Here is a 17,698-nt window from a genome sequence, read left to right on the forward strand (position 1 = left end):
TGCCGCCCGCAATGCGGGCGGAGCGCTGCGTTGCTGGTTGGGGGTCAGATGCCGAATCGTCCTGTTCTGGATTTCTGGTACGAGTTCGCGTCGACCTATTCCTGCCTGAGCGCCCTGCGGATCGAGGAATTGGCGGATGCCGCAGGCGTCGAGGTGCGCTGGCGGCCGTTCCTGCTCGGCCCGATCTTCGCCGCTCAGGGCTGGACCAGCTCCCCCTTCAATCTCTACCCGAACAAGGGCCGCTATATGTGGCGTGACGTGGCGCGCCGCGCCGCCCGCAACGGGCTCACCATCGTGCGCCCCGAAACCTTTCCGCAGAATTCCCTGATCGCTGCCCGGCTCGCTCTGGCAGGGCGCGAGGCCGGCTGGATGCCCGCCTTCTCCAAGGCGCTGTTCCGCGCCCAGTTCTGCGAAGGGCGCAACATTGCCGAGGAAGCCGTGCTGAGCACGGCCCTGCGCGAGGCCGGGGCCGATTCCGCAAACGCGTTCCCAGCTTCGCGCAGCGAGGAGGTCAAGGGTCGCCTCAAGGCCGAGACCGAGCTTGCAAAGTCGCTCGGCATCTTCGGCGCGCCGACCTTCGTCACCGGCGATGGCGAATTGTTCTGGGGCGACGACCGGCTCGAGGAAGCGCTGAACTGGGCGAAGGACGGGCGCTGACGCGGGTCTGTGGGGAGGGAACCGCCTCGTCTTTCCGGGGCAGGCCGTAGGCCTGAACCTGGAACCCATGAACACGCCGGTATGTGAAAAAAGCTCCGTCATTCCGGAGCTGCGTTGCTCCTCGGCGGCAAGAATGACGGCATCTTTTCTGGAACGGGTGTGTTCATGGGTTCCGGGCTCATGGCTGCACCATGCCCCGGAAAGACGGCGCAGTTCTGCTGACTACCCTCCAGCCGGTGGCGCCGGACGCGACCACGGTCCATGCGTCGCCGAGGTCTGGGCGATCTCCGGCAAAGGCTGCCTTTCGCTGATCTTCGGCGGGCCGGGCGGAGCCTGTGGCGGCAGGCGCCCGCCGGCGGTCTGCACCAGCGCTTGCACGCGCTTGGTAACGGAAGGATGGGTCGAGAACAGGTCGGCGAAATCGTCCGGGTCGTTCTCGAAGCACATGTCCATCACGCCCGACGGGACATTGTCGATATCGGCTCGTCCCGAGATCTTCAGCAGTGCCGAGATCATCGCGTCCGGGTTCTTGGTCAGCTCGACCGCCCCGGCATCGGCGAGATATTCGCGGGCCCGCGACAGCGACAGCCGGATCAGCACGGCGAGCAACCAGGCGACGGCGATCACCGCGAAGCCCAGGATGATCGCAAAGCCGCTGCCCTTCTTGTCGCCGTCCGAGGAGATGCGCACCCGCCCGAGATTGCGGAACAGCACCTCGCCGACGAAGGAGATGATGCCGGCGATCACCACGGCGATCACCATCAGCCTGACGTCGCCATTGCGGATGTGGGTCAGCTCATGGGCGATCACCGCCTCGATCTCGGCGTCGTTGAGCTGCTCGATCAGGCCGGTGGTCAGCGTCACCGTGAACTGCTTGTCGTTGATGCCGCTGGCGAAAGCGTTGAGCGCGTCGCTCTGGATGATGGCGAGCTTCGGCGTCACCATGCCGCGCGAGATGCAGAGATTCTCCAGCATCCGGTAGAGCTTGGGCTGCGCCTCCCGCGTCACGCCTTCGGCGCCCGAGACCGCCTCGATCAGCCCGACATTGATCCTGAAGCCGATCAGCACCCAGGCACCGGTCGCGAGCGTGATGTAGGGCAGCCAGGCCCAGAAGCGCTGGCCGACGAAGTTCAGCACCGTGCGCCCGCGCGGCACGCCGACATAGCCATAGCCGACGAGCATGACGCCCCAGACGGTCAGGTAGACCATCAGGAAGAGCCCGATGATCAGGGCGATCGACCGGGTCCGGTTGTTGCGCTGATGGGTGTAGAGCCCGAAGGCTTCCCCCGGCATCGCCGCAGCTCCGCTGTGAGGCTACCGCGCCGCTCAGAACTTGACGGTGGGCGCGACTTCGATCTGCTTGCGCGTCTCTTCGCCGACATCGAAGAACTCGCGCGGGCTGAAGCCCATTTGCGGCGCGAAGAACACCGCCGGGAAGGCCTGGATCGCCGCGTTGAACTCGCTGACCGCGTTGTTGAAGAAGCGCCGCGCCGCCGCCAGCTTGTCCTCGACATTGCCGAGATCCTGCTGAAGCTGCTGGAAGTTCGCACTCGCCTTCAGGTCCGGATAGGCCTCGCCCAGCGCCAGCAGGCGCCCGACCGCGCCGGTGAGCTGCTGCTCGGCCACGGCCTGGTCGTGCGGGCCGGTCGCGGCCTGGGCCTGGTTGCGCGCCTTGATCACCGCGTCGAAGGTTTCCTTCTCGTGGGTGGCATAGCCCTTCACGGTCTCGACCAGGTTCGGGATCAGGTCATGGCGCTGCTTCAGTTGCACGTCGATGTCGGCGAAGGCCTGGTTGACGCGCTGGCGCATCGCGACGAGGCCGTTATAGGTCATGATCAGCCAGACCACGACGACGACGATCAGTCCAAGGACGACCCAACCCATGGTGTTCTCCTTCGGCTCAGGCGATCTTGCGGCACAGGCGATCTCGCCGGCAACCTCGCATGAAGGACGACGCTAGGGAAGGCGCCGCCGCTCGCAGCGAGCGCTTTGCGCCGGTCAGGCCGGCTTTCCGACGCTGCTGCGCGCGATCATCCTGACAGTCGCGATCACCGCGACCGCGGAGATCGCCGTCGCCAGAGAGAACAGCGCGCCATAGCCCAGCGTATCGGCAAGCTTGCCGGCCAGCATCGAGCCGGCGAGGTAGACCAGCAATTGCGCGCAGGCGAGGATGGTGAAGTCGGTGCCAGGCTGGTCCGAGGTCGTCACCGCCATGAACAGCGAATAGAGCGCGACGATCTCCATATAGCGGATCAGCGTCTGGAAGCCGGCGGCGCCGAAGAGCGGCCAGGCGCCGACCACGGCCCCAAGCGCATGGCAGGCGAAGAGCAGGAAGCAGAGGGTGCGCAGGCCGCCGAGCAGAGCAAGCACGAAGGCGATGCCCCGGCGCTTGACCAGCCAGGCGGCAATCACCGAGCCGGCGAGGCCCGCCGTCGTCGCCGAGATCCCGGAGAGATAGCCGATCTGGTTCAAGGGCACGCCGGCATCGACGAGGTAGGAGCCCTCCATCGCCTTCACCAGCCCCTCGCTCGCCCGGTAGATCAGTGCGATCCAGAGGATCTGTCGCGCTTCCGGCCGGCGCAGGAAGGCGCGGATCGACGGGCGTTTCGCGGTTTCAGCCGGCGTCGGATCGCCTTCGCGCATCATCGCCGCCGCGACGAGCGGCAAAAGCGAGATCGCGGCGATGGAGACCAGCATGCCGGTCCAGCCGATATGATGGTGCAGGACGAGGCCGAGCGTGCCGCCGATGACGACGCCAAAGGCGATCGAGCCGCCCTGGATGGCATTGCCGATCGCGCGGTCGGCCTCCGGCAGATATTTCGCCGCATAGCCGTCGGTGGCGATGTCCTGCGTCGAGATCAGTAGCGAGGCGATGAGGCCGATCGCAATGATCTTGTTCACGTCGAGTGGCCCAACGGCGATCAGGGCCAGGATGCACAGGATCGTGCCGGCCTGGGTTATGAAGACCCAGCCGGCCCGGTGCGCCCGTGCGAACGGCCTGATCCGGTCGATCCAGGGCGCCCAGACGAATTTGATCACCAGCGGCAGCAGCAGAATGCTCATGTAACCGATGGCAGTGCGCGAGACGCCGGCCTCGCGCATGATCGGCGGCAGCGCCGCGACGAAGAGATAGGACGGGATCGCCTGCGCGAGATAAAGCCCGCCGAGCACGGAAAAAAGCCGGTAGCGGGCCGCGTTGCTGGCCGGTGCCGCGCCGACGGCCGCTTCGCTCGCGCTCATGCCGCTCTCCGGTGCTTCAGCAGGAAGGCGCGGGCCGCCGCCTCGTCGGTCTCCAGGCTGATCGGGAAGGGCCAGAGCCGGCGGAAGACGTCGGCCATCGCCTCGGTCGCGCCTGGCCGCACGATGGCGCAGGCGCCGCAGAGCGCGCCGAACTGCGCCCGCGTCCGCTTGAACCAGATCGCCTGCTCGCGCTCGCCGGCCTGCGACAGCTTGCGGCCGCCGCCGAAGACGGTGAGCAGCAGGAAAGGTTCCTCGCGCCGGCCGAGCTCGGCGAGCGCGTCGAGATAGGCGCGCTCGTCATTGTCGGCATAGGGCGGCGCAAAGCGCAGGGTGACGATGCCGTCGGCGTCGCTGTCGAGGCTGACCATGATCAGAAGGTCTTGCGGAAGCCGAGCGTCACGGTGCGGCCCCAGGCATAGTTGGCGAGGTTGCGCACCGAGGTCGCGGTCGGGTTCTGGTAGTTGCGGTCGAACAGGTTATTGACCGCGACATAGGCCTCGCCCTCGAGCACCGGCGCGGTGAAGGCGACGTTCATGGTGGCGGCGCCCTTCAACCTGTTGCGGGTGCCGCGCAGATCCGTCGCGACGTCGCGATCGGAGAAGGCCTCGCCCTCGAGGCGAAGCTGCATGCCGTTGGTGAAGCGGTAGCTGCCATAGAGCATGCCGCGATAGGGCGAGCCGATGCGGTTGTTCGGCAGGGCGCTGTCGAGCTTGCGGTCGCCATTGGTGTCGTAGCGGCCCTCGCGATAGGAGAGGACGGTGCCGAGGGTGAACTGCTCGGTGACGGCGACGTCGCCGGTCGCCTCGACGCCCCAGATCCGCTCCCGCTGCTGCGAGATCGTATTGCTCGCCTGGTCGAAGGTCACGCCCTTGCTGGAGGTGCTGATGAAGCCGGTCAGCGAGCCCTTGAAGATGCCATGGCTGCCGCGGATGCCGAGCTCGTAATTGTTGACGATCTGCGCCTCGGGCGCGATCGACGCATAGCTGACGCTGCGCCGGTTGGCCGGCAGGCAGTTCGGATTCGCCACCGGGCAGGCGTATTCGAGCGCGATGCCGGCCCGGCGCGTGAAGGCGCCGACATCCGGCAGCGCGAAGCCTTGCGAGAAGCCGCCGAAGATCTCGCTGCTCTCGGAGAGCTTGACCGTCGCGCCGAGATTGCCGGTCCAGGCCTTGTAGTCGAAATTGCCGCCGGTGACGTTGAGCGCCGGTAGCACGAAGCTCTGATAACCCAGCGCATTGTTGGCAGCGACCGCCGCATAGGCGGCCGGGCGGACATAGTCGCTGACCCCCAGCGAAAAATACTCGTAGCGCAGTCCGCCGCGCAGGGTGATGCGGTCGCCGATCGGGATCTGCAATTGGCCGAAGGCGGCGCTCGTCGTCTGCTTCAGCGGCGTGAACACGTCCTGGCCATTGGTCAGGGTCTGCCAGGTCTTTTCGTGGATGAGGTCGCCGCCCCAGGTGAACTTGGCGCCCGGCAGGATGCGATCGAGCGGGGTGTCGATCGTCAGGTTCACGCCGCCGCGCTGCGAATAGAGCGTGGTCTGGTTGTCCGGGCTCGTCGGCGAAGCCGGGTTGAAGGAGTAGTAGACCTGGCTGTTGTAGGGGTAGGAGAAGGTCGAGTAATTGAAGCGCTTCTTGATGTCGTTGTAGTAGCCGAGCACGCTGAGCTTGCCGAGAGCGAAGTCGCTGTCGCTGTAGCGTAGCGAGACCGACTTGGTGTCCTCGATGATGTTCTGGCCGGTATAGAGCTGCGTCCGGTCCGGTCGGGCGAAGGGCGCGGCGTAGTTGGTCAGGTATTTCGGGTCCTGGTCGAAGGCGATCAGCGAGCCCTGTAGTTCGATGCGCTTGCTGGCGTCGAAATCATAGCCGAGCTTGGCGAGCAGGTTGCCGGCCTTGTAGCGGTCGCCGCCGCCCTGGCCGAGCAGGCCGTCAGAGGGCAGTTCGCGCCCCTTGCCGTCATAGGTGCGGCCGGCGCCGCGGGCGCTGCCGGAGATCAGGTAGTCGAAACCGTTCGGGATCTTGCCGGAGACGGTGACTGACGCTTCCGGCGCCAGCGAGCGGCCGAGCGCCTGGGTGAAGCCGCGCACGGCGGTATTGACTGTCACCCGCGGTTTGCTGCCGTCGGCCGCCTTCTTGGTGATGAAATTGACCGTGCCGCCGGTCGCGCCGGCGCCATACAAGCTGGAGGCGCCGGCGACGACCTCGATGCGCTCGACCGTGTTGAGGTCGATCAGCGAGAGGATGCGCGAGACGTCGCGCAGCGGCGTGTTCATCGGCACGCCGTCGATCAGCACCAGGAGGTCGCGGCCGCGATAATTCTCCGAAGCGCTCGACACCGTCTGCGTCGACATCGAATAGCCCGGCACCAGCTTGCCAAGCGCGGCCGCGGCGTTCGGGCTGAACTTCAGCTGCTCCTCGATCTGCGCCCGGTCGAGCACCTGGATCGATTGCGGCGTCTCGGCCGTGCTGCGCTCGGTGCGCGCCGCCGTGACGGTGATTGTGTCGAGATCGATCACGGGCGAGGGCGTCGATTGCGCCACCGCCGCCGAAGCGCAAAGCAGAGCCGGCAGGCTGATGGCGAGGGAAGCGCGCTTGCTCATGAAGACACCTGTCGTCGTCGGTCCGGATCGGTCTCCCGAGCGAGAGCGTATCGCCCGGGGTCTTTCGATCTGAAGTTGTGGTGCCGTTTCGATCTTAGTTTAGAACTAGAATAAACTAGCTTTATTCATTGATCTCTGCGGCGAAAAGCTCTCGATGCGTTGTGTTCTTGCGATCTCTAAAGTTATATCGAAAGCATCATCTTGGACTTGCGCGAACGCGCCATGGGACAAAAGCGAACTCCGATGCGCGACGAGGTGGCTGTGGCCGCGCTGCAACGGTCTGCCGGCGCGAAGGCCGCCGGGGACGAGAGCTTCGCACCGTTCTGGCTGGTCTCCGGCGAGGCCGCGCCCGAGGAAGTCGAGGCGATGGCGCACAGGGTCTTCGGACATGTGCCCGATGGCGATGACATCCGCGCCGAGGCCGCCTTGCCTTTTGCTGCGCGCAGCATGCTGACGACGCGGCCCGATATCGGGCTGATGTCCTGCTTTTCCCCGGCGACGCCCTGGATCTGGCCGGCGCGCCAGCGCGGGCAGGAGCCGCGCTACATCCTCGTGCGGCCCTCCGATGGCCGCTGCGTGATCGAGCAGGTGGGGCGTCGCATCTCGCTACGGGCCCGCGATGCTGCCGTCGTCGACCTCGCAAAGGAGACACGCTTCACCCTGGTCGAGCTCGGCCGCATCGACCTGATCGCACTCGATCCGGCGCGACTGCCGGCGCTGACGCAGCTTGCTTCGGATGAGCTGATGCAGGCGATCCCGCGTGGCAATCGCGGGCTGCAGGTCTTGGCCCATTATGGTGCGCTGCTGCTGCGCGGCCTGTTCCCGCTCAATTCGGCGCCGCTGCGCGACCTCGCCATCGGCCATGTCCACGACCTGATCGGCGTGATGCTGGCCGATCGCAGCGCGCCGCCCGTGACCGCGACGCCGCGGCGCGGCGGCCGGCTCGCAGCGATCAAGGCCGATATCGAGACCAGGCTCGAGCGGCGCGAGCTCTCGATCGACATGATCGCCGGGCTCTATGGCGTGACGCCTCGCGCCATCCAGAAGGCCTTCGGCGCGGAGGGACGCACCTTCTCCGACTATGTGCTGGAGCGCCGGCTCGAACGCGCCTGGCTCAAGCTGATGTCGGCCGAAGACGCCGCCATCACGATCAGCGGCGTCGCCTTCGAGGTCGGCTTCGGCGACCTCTCCTATTTCAACCGCAGCTTCCGCAAGCGCTTCGGCCGCTCGCCCTCGCAGGTTCGGGCGGGCTGAGGCGTCCCGTCAGCCGAAGGTGAAGGCGTAGGCACGGGCGCCGGGATCGAGGAACTCGATGCTGAAGTCGCGGGGCTTCACCTGCCCGTCCTGGCGCACCAGCTGGTAGAGCCGCTCGTCAGCGATCGTGCCGTAGCCATCGGCGTCGATATCGGCGCCATGGGCGTTGCCGGGTGCGGCACCGTCGATGGTGACGCGGAAGCGGACGGGCGGGCTGCCGGGCAAGCGGCCCATCACCAGATGCAGGTCGCGGGCATGGAAGCGATGATTGATCCGCCCGCCTGCCTGCTGCGACACCGCGAACTCGCCTGCGACGGTCCACGTACCGGTGAGGCTCCACTGGTTGAGACGTGGAGCGGTGGCGGCTTCGTAGGTGGCCGGCGCGTCGGCCCTGAGGCCGCCCGGCGAGGCGAAGCCGTTGGTGCGGGCGTGGCCGAGATAGGTCTCGGGCGAGCGCAGATTGGCGAAGTCGGGCGCTCCTTGCGCGCCTTCGCCGGAAACCTTGGCGATACCGGGCTCGACCTTGCTGCCGGCCTCGGCGAGCAGCGACTGGATCACCTTTTCGGAGGCGGCATAGTCGCCCTCGCCGAACTCGTGATGACGAGTGCGGCCCTGCGCGTCGATGAAATAGCGCGCCGGCCAGGCCTGGTTTCCGAAGGCACGCCAGACCGCATAGTCGTTGTCGATCGCGACCGGATAGGTGACGCCGAGCGCGGCGACGGCCTTGCGGACATTGTTCGGATCCTTCTCGAAGGCGAATTCCGGCGTGTGCACGCCGATCACGACGAGGCCCTGGTCATGGTACTTCTCGGCCCAGGCTCGGACGTAAGGCAGCGTGCGCAGGCAGTTGATGCAGGAGTAGGTCCAGAAGTTCACCAGCACGACCTTGCCGCGCACGCTCTCGGCCGCGATCGGCTCGCGGTCGAGCCATTGCTTGGCGCCGAACACGGGCTTGGACACGGGCTGGGCCTGCGCGCTGCTGACCAACTCGGGCATGCCCGGCGATGTCAGGTCGATCAATCGCTGCTCGATCGCGGCGGTGGTCGGCGCCGACAGGCGGGTGAGGACTGTGTTGTCGAAGCCGAAGGCGATCGCGATCGTGCTCGCGACCACCGCAACGCCGAGGCCGCGGCGCAACGGTTCGATCGAGACGGCAGGCCGCCGTGCCCAGGCCAGCAGCCGGTTGCCGAGCAGCAGCACGGCTGCGAGCGCGGTGGCTGCGCCGGCGGCATAGGCGAAGAGCAGGAGCGCGGTGTTGAGGCTCGGCCCGCCGAGGGCGGCGCCGGCCAGGATCAGTCCCAGCACCGGCCCGGCACAGGGCGTCCACAACAGGCCGGTAGCGACGCCGAGCAGAGCGGAGGATGCGGGTCGCAGGTCAGTGCGGCCAGCCGCGCCCGCGACGCGCGCCAGCCTTTCGCCGAGCGCGGTCAGTGGAGCGGCAAGGCGCTCGGCCAATGCCGGGAACAGCAGGGCCAACCCGAACAGGGCGACGAAGCCGAGCGCGATGCTGCGGCCATGGCTGTTGAGTGCGATTGCCCAGCTACCGGCGACGGCGGCAAGGCTTGCGACCCCCACGAAAGCCAGCGCCATGCCGAGCAGCATCGGCAAAGTGCTGGTCCGGAAGGGCTGGCCGGTCCGCGTCAGCACGAAGGGCAGGACCGGCAGGATGCAGGGGCTGGCGATCGTCAGCACGCCGGCGAGATAGGCCAGGACGAAGTTCACGGAAGCGTCTCCTCGACTGCGAACGTCAGGGCCGGGCTGCGCCGCGGCGTGGCGGGGGATTCGACGTCGTGATCGGGCTGGGGCCGTAGCTGCGTTGACCGGTAAAGGCGCTGCAGGTCATCGCGAAGCTGCCGACCGCCGCCAGCATCAAGGCTGCCAACAGGCGGCGTAGCGCTGGAACGGGTTCTGCCGGGGCCTTTGCAGTTGCCGAGACGGTCAAGGGAACGATGCGGGTCATGCCATGCTCCGATGAGTTACTTATCGAGCGATTTAATCGCTAGACAAGTAAATCATCGGGCCATCGCGCTCAATCGCTTGAAAACAAATCGCGCATCAAATATCTGTGAGCGATCCTTTGCCGGAGGCGCGCAGTGGCTGACGAGACGGGACAGGCGGATCAGCAGGCCGGTGCCGACAGGCTGCCAGGGCTCGACGAATTCCTCTGCTTTGCGGTCTATTCGACCAATCTCGCCTTCAACCGCGTCTACAAGCCGCTGCTCGACGAGCTCGGGCTGACCTACCCGCAATATATCGCACTGGTCGCCCTCTATGAGGAGGCGGACCAGACGGTCGGCCGGCTCGGCGAAAAACTCTTCCTCGATTCGAGCACGCTGACGCCGCTGTTGAAACGCCTGGAGGCGATGGGCGCGGTGACGCGCCAGCGCGACCTGCAGGACGAGCGCCAGGTCCGCATCAACCTGACGCCGCAGGGCCGCGCGCTCCGTGAGCGGGGCAGGGTGGTTCGCGTCAGCATGCAGCGCGCGACGGGTCTGGCTCCAGAAGAGCAGCGTCATCTGCGCGAGGAGATGGTTCGGCTGCGGGGAAACCTCACCGCAGCCGAACATGAACGCCGCTCCTGAGCGGCGGCGCGGTCAGGCGGCGACCGCCGCCAAGCCCAGCGCAGGCTGGATCTCGGCCAGCAGCTCGTAGGAGCGCTTGCGCGCGGCGTGATCGAAGATCGCCGAGGCGACGATCAATTCGTCCGCCCTGGTCTTCTCGATGAAGGCCTGCAATTGCGCCCGCACGCTCTCGCGCGAGCCGACGAAGGAGCAGGCCAGCATGCGCTGCGCCTGCGCCTTCTCTGGGCCTGACCAATAGGTCTCGATGTCGTCGATCGGCCTCGGCAGAAGGCCGCGTCGGTTGCGCAGCATATCGGTGAAGCGCTGCTGCACCGAGGTGAAGAGGCGCTGCGCCTCGGCGTCGGTCTCAGCGACGACGACATTGCAGCCGACCATCGCATAGGGCTTGTCGAGCTGCGCCGAGGGCTGGAAGCGCTCGCGATAGACGGTAAGCGCGTCCATCAGCGCATCCGGCGAGAAATGCGAGGCGAAGGCGTAGGGCAGGCCGAGCACGGCGGCGAGCTGCGAGCCGAACAGGCTGGAGCCGAGGATCCAGAGCGGCACATTGGTGTTGGTGCCCGGCACGGCCTGAATGACTTGGTCCGGCTGCAACGGTCCGAGCAGCGCCTGCAATTCGAGCACGTCCTGCGGGAAGCGCTCTGATGCGTCAGCTTCGCGTCGCAGCGCCCGCCAGGTGCGCTGGTCGGTGCCGGGCGCGCGCCCGAGCCCGAGGTCGATCCGGCCGGGATAGAGCGTCTCCAGCGTGCCGAACTGCTCGGCGATCACGATCGGCGAATGGTTCGGCAGCATGATGCCGCCGGCGCCGACGCGGATCGTCTTGGTGCCTTCGGCGACATAGCCGATCGCGACCGAGGTCGCGGCGCTGGCGATGCCGGTCATGTTGTGGTGCTCGGCCAGCCAGAAGCGGGTGTAGCCGAGCCTTTCGGCATGGCGGGCGAGGTCGCGGCTGTTGTGGAGGGCGTCTGCTGCGGTCGAACCCTCGGCAATGAAGGCGAGGTCGAGGATGGAAAGCGGGAACATTGGGCTTTTCCCTTGCATCGCTCCGGCTTGGCGCCGGGCTTCGCCGCGAAAGATCGGCAGCCTTCCGGCAGCTCGCAAGGCCGCTACGCGCATGCGCGACCGGCATTTCGCGCCGCAATCCGCTTGCAGAATGCCGCGATAATCGCTAGGTCAGCCTCGTCCGAAGGGCCGTGATCGATCACAGCCGGGGGCGGCCGAAATGGCCGGCTCCCGTTTCGTGTTTGGAAAACGGCCGCTCGGATGCGGATCGGCCCCTGCGGCCAGGCGCCGCCATCCCGAGGGATGGCTCGCTCCACGAGTGGAGCACCGCGCGGATCGATCCGGTGTGCAGCACCAACCCAATCGGCGCCATGCCGGACATCCGCGGGATACGCGGCCGGCGTTCAGGAGCACATATGTCAGCTGTCGAAAGCTATAGCGCGGGTCGCGAGGATTTCGCCGCCCTGCTCGAGGAATCGTTCACCCGGAACGAGGCCCTCGAAGGGACCGTCATCAAGGGCAAGGTCGTTGCCATTGAGAAGGACATGGCGATCATCGACGTCGGTCTGAAGACCGAAGGTCGCGTCGCCCTCAAGGAATTCACCGGCCCGGGCCGGGACGAGGAGCTCAAGGTCGGCGACGAGGTCGAGGTCTATCTCGACCGGATCGAGAACGCGCTCGGCGAAGCCGTCATCTCGCGCGACAAGGCCCGCCGTGAAGAGAGCTGGGTCAAGCTCGAGAAGGCGTTCGAGGCCCGCGAGAAGGTCATGGGCAACATCTTCAACACGGTCAAGGGTGGCTACACCGTCGATCTCGACGGCGCCGTCGCCTTCCTGCCGCGTTCGCAGGTGGACATCCGCCCGATCCGCGACGTCGGCCCGCTGATGGGCCAGCCGCAGCCCTTCGAGATCCTCAAGATGGATCGTCGGCGCGGCAACATCGTCGTCTCGCGCCGCACCGTGCTCGAAGAGACCCGCGCCGAGGCTCGCTCCGAGCTCGTCGCCTCGCTCGAAGAGGGCCAGGTCATCGACGGCGTCGTCAAGAACATCACCGAGTACGGCGCGTTCGTCGACCTCGGCGGCATTGACGGCTTGCTGCACGTGACCGACATGGCCTGGCGCCGCGTCAACCATCCGTCCGAGGTCGTGACCATCGGCCAGACGGTCAAGGTCAAGATCATCAAGATCAACCAGGAGACGCACCGCATCTCGCTCGGCATCAAGCAGCTGCTGGCCGATCCGTGGGATGGCATCGCCGCCCGCTACCCGGTCGGTACCCGCTTGAAGGGCCGCGTCACCAACATCACGGACTACGGCGCGTTCGTCGAAGTGGAGCCGGGCATCGAAGGCCTCATCCACGTCTCCGAGATGTCCTGGACCAAGAAGAACGTCCACCCCGGCAAGATCGTCTCGACCTCGCAGGAAGTCGACGTTGCGATCCTCGAGGTCGACCAGGTCAAGCGCCGCATCTCGCTCGGCCTCAAGCAGACCCTGCGCAACCCGTGGGAAGTCTTCGCCGAGCAGCATCCGGCTGGTTCGGTCGTCGAGGGCGAGGTCAAGAACAAGACCGAGTTCGGTCTGTTCCTCGGCCTCGAGGGCGACATCGACGGCATGATCCATCTGTCGGACCTGGACTGGAACCGTCCGGGCGAGCAGGTGATCGAGGAGTACAAGAAGGGCGACATCCTGCAGGCGGTCGTTCTCGACGTCGACGTCGAGAAGGAGCGCATCTCGCTCGGCCTGAAGCAGCTGGGCGGCGATCCCTTCGTCGATGCCGGCGAGTTCAAGAAGGGCCAGGTCGTGACCTGCGAGATCGTCGACGTCAAGGACGGTGGTCTCGACGTCAAGATCGTCGGCACCGACATGACGACCTTCATCAAGCGCGCCGAGATCGCGCGTGACCGTGCCGAGCAGCGCCCCGAGCGCTTCGCGGCCGGCGAGAAGGTCGACGCTCGCGTCATCCTCTTCGACAAGAAGGCCCGCAAGATCCAGGTCTCGATCAAGGCCCTGGAAGTGGCCGAGGAGCGCGAGGCGATGGCCCAGTACGGCTCGGCCGACTCGGGTGCTTCGCTCGGCGACATCCTGGGCGCCGCCCTCAAGAAGGCGACGACCGACAAGAAGTGATAATCAGGCCGCGTTATGCGGCCTGACCAATCCATCGGCCCGCGCGGAGAAATCCGCGCGGGCTTTTGTTTCGGCTAAAGGAGGCGAGCATGGACGACGCAGCGATCGGGATCGATTTCGGCACCACCAACAGCGTGGTCGCGCTCGCACGTCCTGACGGGTCGGTGACGACCCGCAGCTTCGCCACCAGGCAGGGTGCCGTCGACGCCTATCGCTCTGCGCTGATGTTCTGGCGCGAGGGCCGCCCGCCCCACGCCCATGTAACCCATGTCAGCGGCCCCGACGCGCTCGACATGGCGCTCGGCATGACCACCGAGCACCGTTTCCTGCAATCGCTGAAGACGCATCTGTCGAGCCGCGCCTTTCAGGAGACGCGCCTGTTCGGCAAGCTCTTCCGCCTGGAAGACCTGATCGCTGTCTTCCTGAGCGACCTGTCCGCCGGGCTCGACGATCTCGCCGATCGCAGCGTCCTCTCCGGCCGCCCCGTCGTCTTCGCCGGCGACCGGCCGGACGAAGAACTCGCTCTGACGCGCCTCTCGGCCGCCTATGGCAAGGCCGGCATGGCCAAGGTTGACTTCGCCTATGAGCCGCTCGGCGCCGCCTACTGGTACGCCCGCGAGCTGAAGACGCCGCAGACCATGCTGGTCGCCGATTTCGGCGGCGGCACCAGCGACTTCTCGGTGATGCGCTTCGAGCCCGGCGCGAACGGGACCTTGCAGGCCGTTCCGCTCTCCCATGCCGGCGTCGGCGTCGCCGGCGACACCTTCGACTACCGCATCATCGAGCATGCGGTCTCGCCGCTGCTCGGCAAGGGCTCGGACTATCTCTCCTTCGGCAAGCGCCTGCCGATCCCCGCGCATTACCACGCCGCTTTCGCGCAATGGCACCGGCTCTCGCTGATGAAGAGCCGGGAGACGATGACCGAGCTCAAGGCGCTGATCCGCGACGCGGTCGAGCCTGGCCGGCTCGAGGACCTGATGACGGTGATCGAATACGATCTCGGCTACGAGCTCTACCGCGCCGTCTCCGCCACGAAGATCGCGCTCTCTTCGCAAGCCGAGGCACAACTCGCCTTCGACCAGATGGGCGTGCGCATCGACCGCACCGTGACGCGGGCCCTGTTCGATCGCTGGATCGCCGAGGATGTCGCGGCGATCGAGGGCGCGCTCGACGAGGCGCTGGCAGCTGCCGGTGTCGCCGGCGACAAGATCGAGGCGGTGTTCATGACCGGCGGCACCTCCTATGTGCCGGCGGTTCGCGCCCTGTTCGACCGCCGCTTCAGCCCGCAGCGCATCCATATCGGCGACGCCTTCCGCTCGGTTGCGAGCGGCCTTGCCCTGCTCGCGCTCGATCGCCAGCGGGCGCTCGCCGCGGCCTGAGCCGGGGATCCTGCCGCGTCGATTGTTGCCTTGCCCCTCCTGCACCGGGGGGCTACATCACAGGGCCCCTTGAGCCTGCGCCGACCTGCTTGCCCTGCAAGCGATCGGAGCGTGGCCTCTGTCGCAAAGTGAGAGCCGGAGCCGCCGACATGTCGTCCGATGCCGATCTGCTCGCCGATCGCCGCAGCCTGCGGCGCAAGCTCTCGCTCTGGCGGCTGCTCGCGCTCGCCGGTGTCGTCGTCATGGTCGTCGCCGGGGCCCTGGCCTGGAGCGGGCGCCTGCCGGGCAGCACTGCGCAGGCGCATATCGCCCGCGTCACCATTTCCGGCTTCATCTCCGGCGATCGCCGCACACTCGACCTGATCAAGTCGCTGGAGGAGAGCCGCGCCAGCGCCGTTCTGCTCAGCATCGACAGCCCCGGCGGCACCGTGACCGGCTCGGAAGCGGTCTACGATGCGGTCCGCCGCCTCGCCGCCAAGAAGCCCGTCGTCGCGGTCGTCGACGGCATGGCCGCCTCCGGCGGCTATATCGTCGCGCTCGGCACCGAGCGCATCGTCGCGCGCCAGACCTCGATGGTCGGCTCGATCGGCGTGATCGCCCAGATTCCCAATGTCGCGAGGCTGCTCGACACGATCGGTGTCAAGTTCGAGATCACCCGGTCGAGCCCGTTGAAGGCGGCGCCGAGCGGGCTGGAGCCGACCTCCCCGGAAGCGGCCGCCGAGACGGCGCGCGTGATTGCCGACAATTACGACTGGTTCAAGCGGCTGGTCGGCGAGCGCCGCAAGCTCGCCGATCCCGAGATCGCCGCCGTGTCCGATGGCCGCGTCCATTCCGGCCGCCAGGCGGTCAAACTCAAGCTGATCGACGAGGTCGGCAGCGAGCGGGAGGCGGTCGCCTGGCTGGAGCGCGAGAAGGGCGTCGGCAAGGATCTACCGGTGCGCGACTGGCGCCGCCGGAGCGAATCTTCCTCTCTGGGACTGTGGAGTGCGAGCGAGGCGATGGCCCGCGCCGCCGGGCTGGAGACGCTCGCGGCACTGCTCGCGCGCGCCGCCGATACTCCGGTTGGACTGCGGCTTGACGCGCCCTTGGCGCTCTGGCAGCCTGCCGTCGAAAAGTGACGATGTTACAAGCGGTTATATTGCACCCATGATAAAATCAGAGCTCGTCCAGCGCATCGCCGAGCGCAACACCCATCTCTATCAGCGGGATATCGAGAATATCGTCGGCTCGATTCTCGACGAGGTCGTCAAGGCGCTCGCGCGCGGCGACCGCGTCGAGCTGCGCGGCTTCGGCGCCTTCTCGACGAAGGAGCGCGCCGCCCGCGTCGGCCGCAATCCGCGCACCGGCGATTCCGTCAAGGTCGATCAGAAATTCGTGCCGGTCTTCAAGACCGGCAAGGAGCTGCGCATGCGGCTGAACGGCAAGGCCTGAACGGGCTGGAGGAGCGGGGCGAAAAAGCGGGAACCGGTTTTTCGCCCGAAACCCGCCCCAAACTCTTGGAATCGGTCACATTGATCCTGGATCGATGCGATCCAGGATCAATGTGATTTAGGAGAGCGGGATGAAGGCTTTCTTCAAGGCGCTGGTGCTCGTTCCCGTCGCACTGATCGTCGTGCTGTTCTCGGTGGCGAACCGGGCTCCGGTCCGGGTCTCGTTCGATCCGATCAGCCGCGATGCGCCGGCCTTCGCGCTCGACCTGCCGCTCTTTGCCGTGATCCTCGCCGCCATCGCCGTCGGCATCCTGATCGGCGGCTTCGCCTCCTGGCTGGCGCAGGGCAAGCATCGCAAGGCGGCGCGGGTCAATCGCCGCGAGGCCGACAAGCTGCGCAACGAGGCCCAGTCGCTGCGCGCTGCCGTGCCGGATTCGGCGCTGCCGGCGCTGACCAGCCGCGTCTGAAGCAGCCATCATGCGTTTCTTCTCCGCCGCCGAGATTGACGGCCTGCTGAACTTCCCCGCCCTGGTCGATGCGCTCGCCGAGGCCTTCCGCGGCGATATCGTTACGCCGGTACGCCATCACCACGAGATCGAGCGGCCGGATGCGGCCGCGACCCTCCTGCTGATGCCGTCCTGGACGGCGCCGGAGGCGAGCCCTGCCTTCCTCGGCACCAAGGTCGTCACCGTATTCCCCGGCAACGCCGCGGTGAGCCTGCCGAGCGTGATGGGCAGCTATCTCCTGATGGATGGCGCGACCGGTGCGCCGCTGGCGGCGCTCGACGGAGCCCGGCTGACATTGTGGCGCACTGCTGCGGCCTCCGCGCTCGCCTCGCGCATGCTGGAGCGCCCGGATACCAAGCGGATGCTGATGGTCGGGGCCGGCGCGCTCTCGACCTTCCTGGTCAAGGCGCATCGCAGCGTCCGCCATTTCGAGGACATCGCGATCTGGGCGCGGCGGCCGGAAGCGGCTGCCGAGGTGGTGGCCGAACTCGCGCGCGACGGCATCGAAGCACGTGTCGCCGAGAACCTGGAAGCCGAGGCACGCCAGGCCGACCTCATCTCCTGCGCGACGCTGTCGCGCGAGCCGCTGATCCAGGGCCGCTGGCTGAAACGCACCGCCCATCTCGATCTGGTCGGCGCCTTCAACCTGTCGATGCGCGAGGCCGATGACGAGGCGCTGCAGCGCGCCCATGTCTTCGTCGATACGCAAGCCGCGCTGCATGAGGGTGGCGACGTCGCCGTGGCGATCAAGGCGGGTACCTATACGGCTGAACAGGTTTCGGGAACGCTGGCCGGTCTCTGCCGTGGCGAATACGACGCCGCCGCCGAACGCGATGACGTGACCCTGTTCAAGTCGGTCGGCACCGCGCTCGAGGACCTCGCTGCCGCCATGCTGGTCTGGAAGCTGGCGAACTGAAGCTGGCGCGAAC

The 17,698-nt window shown here is 67.0% G+C and carries 17 protein-coding genes; 9 read left to right on the forward strand and 8 right to left on the reverse strand.

Annotated features, from left to right (window positions below; translation table 11 throughout):
- Positions 1 to 48: 48 nt before the first annotated feature.
- On the forward strand, positions 49 to 657 hold the full coding sequence (locus AC3WLC_RS10280; RefSeq protein ID WP_493683839.1) for a 2-hydroxychromene-2-carboxylate isomerase: 609 nt from the start codon (positions 49 to 51) through the stop codon (positions 655 to 657).
- A 222-nt stretch (positions 658 to 879) separates the two neighbouring features.
- On the opposite strand, the gene AC3WLC_RS10285 is transcribed toward AC3WLC_RS10280, so the two are convergent.
- The 5 genes from AC3WLC_RS10285 to AC3WLC_RS10305 all read right to left on the reverse strand — a co-directional run bounded on the left by AC3WLC_RS10285 (position 880) and on the right by AC3WLC_RS10305 (position 6,496).
- Positions 880 to 1,950, reverse strand: a complete 1,071-nt coding sequence (locus tag AC3WLC_RS10285; protein WP_493683840.1) for a M48 family metallopeptidase — start codon at positions 1,948 to 1,950, stop codon at positions 880 to 882.
- Between the two features lie 33 nt (positions 1,951 to 1,983).
- Positions 1,984 to 2,541: a LemA family protein gene (locus AC3WLC_RS10290; RefSeq protein WP_091833473.1), complete on the reverse strand. Its 558-nt coding sequence runs from the start codon at positions 2,539 to 2,541 to the stop codon at positions 1,984 to 1,986.
- 114 nt (positions 2,542 to 2,655) lie between these two features.
- The gene (locus AC3WLC_RS10295) at positions 2,656 to 3,897 is read right to left on the reverse strand and encodes an MFS transporter (RefSeq protein WP_493683841.1); all 1,242 of its coding nucleotides are present in this window, start codon (positions 3,895 to 3,897) and stop codon (positions 2,656 to 2,658) included.
- Positions 3,894 to 4,265 carry a hypothetical protein gene (locus tag AC3WLC_RS10300; protein WP_291673731.1) on the reverse strand — a complete coding sequence of 124 codons (372 nt, stop codon included), beginning with the start codon at positions 4,263 to 4,265 and terminating at the stop codon, positions 3,894 to 3,896. The genes AC3WLC_RS10295 and AC3WLC_RS10300 overlap by 4 nt, the downstream gene beginning before the upstream one ends.
- Before the next feature lie 2 nt (positions 4,266 to 4,267).
- The gene (locus tag AC3WLC_RS10305; RefSeq protein ID WP_493683842.1) at positions 4,268 to 6,496 is read right to left on the reverse strand and encodes a TonB-dependent receptor; all 2,229 of its coding nucleotides are present in this window, start codon (positions 6,494 to 6,496) and stop codon (positions 4,268 to 4,270) included.
- A gap of 243 nt (positions 6,497 to 6,739) precedes the next feature.
- Between AC3WLC_RS10305 and AC3WLC_RS10310 the strand changes: the two genes are divergently transcribed.
- The gene (locus AC3WLC_RS10310) at positions 6,740 to 7,750 is read left to right on the forward strand and encodes a helix-turn-helix transcriptional regulator (protein WP_493683843.1); all 1,011 of its coding nucleotides are present in this window, start codon (positions 6,740 to 6,742) and stop codon (positions 7,748 to 7,750) included.
- 9 nt (positions 7,751 to 7,759) lie between these two features.
- On the opposite strand, the gene AC3WLC_RS10315 is transcribed toward AC3WLC_RS10310, so the two are convergent.
- Both AC3WLC_RS10315 and AC3WLC_RS10320 read right to left on the reverse strand, forming a co-directional pair.
- Positions 7,760 to 9,472 carry a cytochrome c biogenesis protein DipZ gene (locus AC3WLC_RS10315; RefSeq protein ID WP_493683844.1) on the reverse strand — a complete coding sequence of 571 codons (1,713 nt, stop codon included), beginning with the start codon at positions 9,470 to 9,472 and terminating at the stop codon, positions 7,760 to 7,762.
- Positions 9,473 to 9,497: 25 nt separating this feature from the next.
- Positions 9,498 to 9,710 carry a hypothetical protein gene (locus AC3WLC_RS10320; protein ID WP_493683845.1) on the reverse strand — a complete coding sequence of 71 codons (213 nt, stop codon included), beginning with the start codon at positions 9,708 to 9,710 and terminating at the stop codon, positions 9,498 to 9,500.
- Positions 9,711 to 9,843: 133 nt separating this feature from the next.
- On the opposite strand from AC3WLC_RS10320, the gene AC3WLC_RS10325 reads away from it, so the two are divergent.
- A complete protein-coding gene (locus AC3WLC_RS10325) occupies positions 9,844 to 10,332 on the forward strand; it encodes a MarR family winged helix-turn-helix transcriptional regulator (protein WP_493683846.1) in 489 nt (162 codons plus the stop codon).
- Between the two features lie 12 nt (positions 10,333 to 10,344).
- On the opposite strand, the gene AC3WLC_RS10330 is transcribed toward AC3WLC_RS10325, so the two are convergent.
- Complete coding sequence (locus AC3WLC_RS10330; RefSeq protein WP_493683847.1) at positions 10,345 to 11,352, reverse strand: LLM class flavin-dependent oxidoreductase; 1,008 nt, start codon at positions 11,350 to 11,352, stop codon at positions 10,345 to 10,347.
- 395 nt (positions 11,353 to 11,747) lie between these two features.
- Between AC3WLC_RS10330 and rpsA the strand changes: the two genes are divergently transcribed.
- From rpsA to lhpI, 6 genes are all read left to right on the forward strand, one after another.
- Positions 11,748 to 13,454 (forward strand): 30S ribosomal protein S1, encoded by a 1,707-nt coding sequence (gene rpsA, locus AC3WLC_RS10335; protein ID WP_493683848.1) that lies wholly within the window; start codon positions 11,748 to 11,750, stop codon positions 13,452 to 13,454.
- A gap of 89 nt (positions 13,455 to 13,543) precedes the next feature.
- Entirely contained in the window at positions 13,544 to 14,833 is a 1,290-nt protein-coding gene (locus AC3WLC_RS10340; RefSeq protein WP_493683849.1) for an Hsp70 family protein, read from the forward strand.
- A gap of 149 nt (positions 14,834 to 14,982) precedes the next feature.
- A complete protein-coding gene (gene sppA, locus AC3WLC_RS10345) occupies positions 14,983 to 15,951 on the forward strand; it encodes a signal peptide peptidase SppA (RefSeq protein ID WP_493683850.1) in 969 nt (322 codons plus the stop codon).
- 28 nt (positions 15,952 to 15,979) lie between these two features.
- Positions 15,980 to 16,264 carry an integration host factor subunit beta gene (ihfB, locus tag AC3WLC_RS10350; protein WP_091833512.1) on the forward strand — a complete coding sequence of 95 codons (285 nt, stop codon included), beginning with the start codon at positions 15,980 to 15,982 and terminating at the stop codon, positions 16,262 to 16,264.
- 130 nt (positions 16,265 to 16,394) lie between these two features.
- A complete protein-coding gene (locus AC3WLC_RS10355) occupies positions 16,395 to 16,730 on the forward strand; it encodes a lipopolysaccharide assembly protein LapA domain-containing protein (RefSeq protein ID WP_493683851.1) in 336 nt (111 codons plus the stop codon).
- Positions 16,731 to 16,740: 10 nt separating this feature from the next.
- Positions 16,741 to 17,685, forward strand: coding sequence for a bifunctional Delta(1)-pyrroline-2-carboxylate/Delta(1)-piperideine-2-carboxylate reductase (lhpI, locus tag AC3WLC_RS10360; protein WP_493683852.1), 945 nt, complete (start codon positions 16,741 to 16,743; stop codon positions 17,683 to 17,685).
- Positions 17,686 to 17,698 lie beyond the last annotated feature (13 nt).

Source organism: Allobosea sp. GW821-FHT03A12 (genome assembly GCF_058986765.1).

Coding starts and splice junctions, on each gene's coding strand:
- AC3WLC_RS10310 (WP_493683843.1), top strand. CDS start 6,740: ATGCGCGACGAGGTGGCTGTGGCCGCGCTGCAACGGTCTGCCGGCGCG.
- lhpI (WP_493683852.1), top strand. CDS start 16,741: ATGCGTTTCTTCTCCGCCGCCGAGATTGACGGCCTGCTGAACTTCCCC.
- ihfB (WP_091833512.1), top strand. CDS start 15,980: ATGATAAAATCAGAGCTCGTCCAGCGCATCGCCGAGCGCAACACCCAT.
- AC3WLC_RS10340 (WP_493683849.1), top strand. CDS start 13,544: ATGGACGACGCAGCGATCGGGATCGATTTCGGCACCACCAACAGCGTG.
- rpsA (WP_493683848.1), top strand. CDS start 11,748: ATGTCAGCTGTCGAAAGCTATAGCGCGGGTCGCGAGGATTTCGCCGCC.
- AC3WLC_RS10355 (WP_493683851.1), top strand. CDS start 16,395: ATGAAGGCTTTCTTCAAGGCGCTGGTGCTCGTTCCCGTCGCACTGATC.
- AC3WLC_RS10305 (WP_493683842.1), bottom strand. CDS start 6,496: ATGAGCAAGCGCGCTTCCCTCGCCATCAGCCTGCCGGCTCTGCTTTGC.
- AC3WLC_RS10290 (WP_091833473.1), bottom strand. CDS start 2,541: ATGGGTTGGGTCGTCCTTGGACTGATCGTCGTCGTCGTGGTCTGGCTG.
- AC3WLC_RS10295 (WP_493683841.1), bottom strand. CDS start 3,897: ATGAGCGCGAGCGAAGCGGCCGTCGGCGCGGCACCGGCCAGCAACGCG.
- AC3WLC_RS10280 (WP_493683839.1), top strand. CDS start 49: ATGCCGAATCGTCCTGTTCTGGATTTCTGGTACGAGTTCGCGTCGACC.
- sppA (WP_493683850.1), top strand. CDS start 14,983: ATGTCGTCCGATGCCGATCTGCTCGCCGATCGCCGCAGCCTGCGGCGC.
- AC3WLC_RS10300 (WP_291673731.1), bottom strand. CDS start 4,265: ATGGTCAGCCTCGACAGCGACGCCGACGGCATCGTCACCCTGCGCTTT.
- AC3WLC_RS10330 (WP_493683847.1), bottom strand. CDS start 11,352: ATGTTCCCGCTTTCCATCCTCGACCTCGCCTTCATTGCCGAGGGTTCG.
- AC3WLC_RS10285 (WP_493683840.1), bottom strand. CDS start 1,950: ATGCCGGGGGAAGCCTTCGGGCTCTACACCCATCAGCGCAACAACCGG.
- AC3WLC_RS10320 (WP_493683845.1), bottom strand. CDS start 9,710: ATGACCCGCATCGTTCCCTTGACCGTCTCGGCAACTGCAAAGGCCCCG.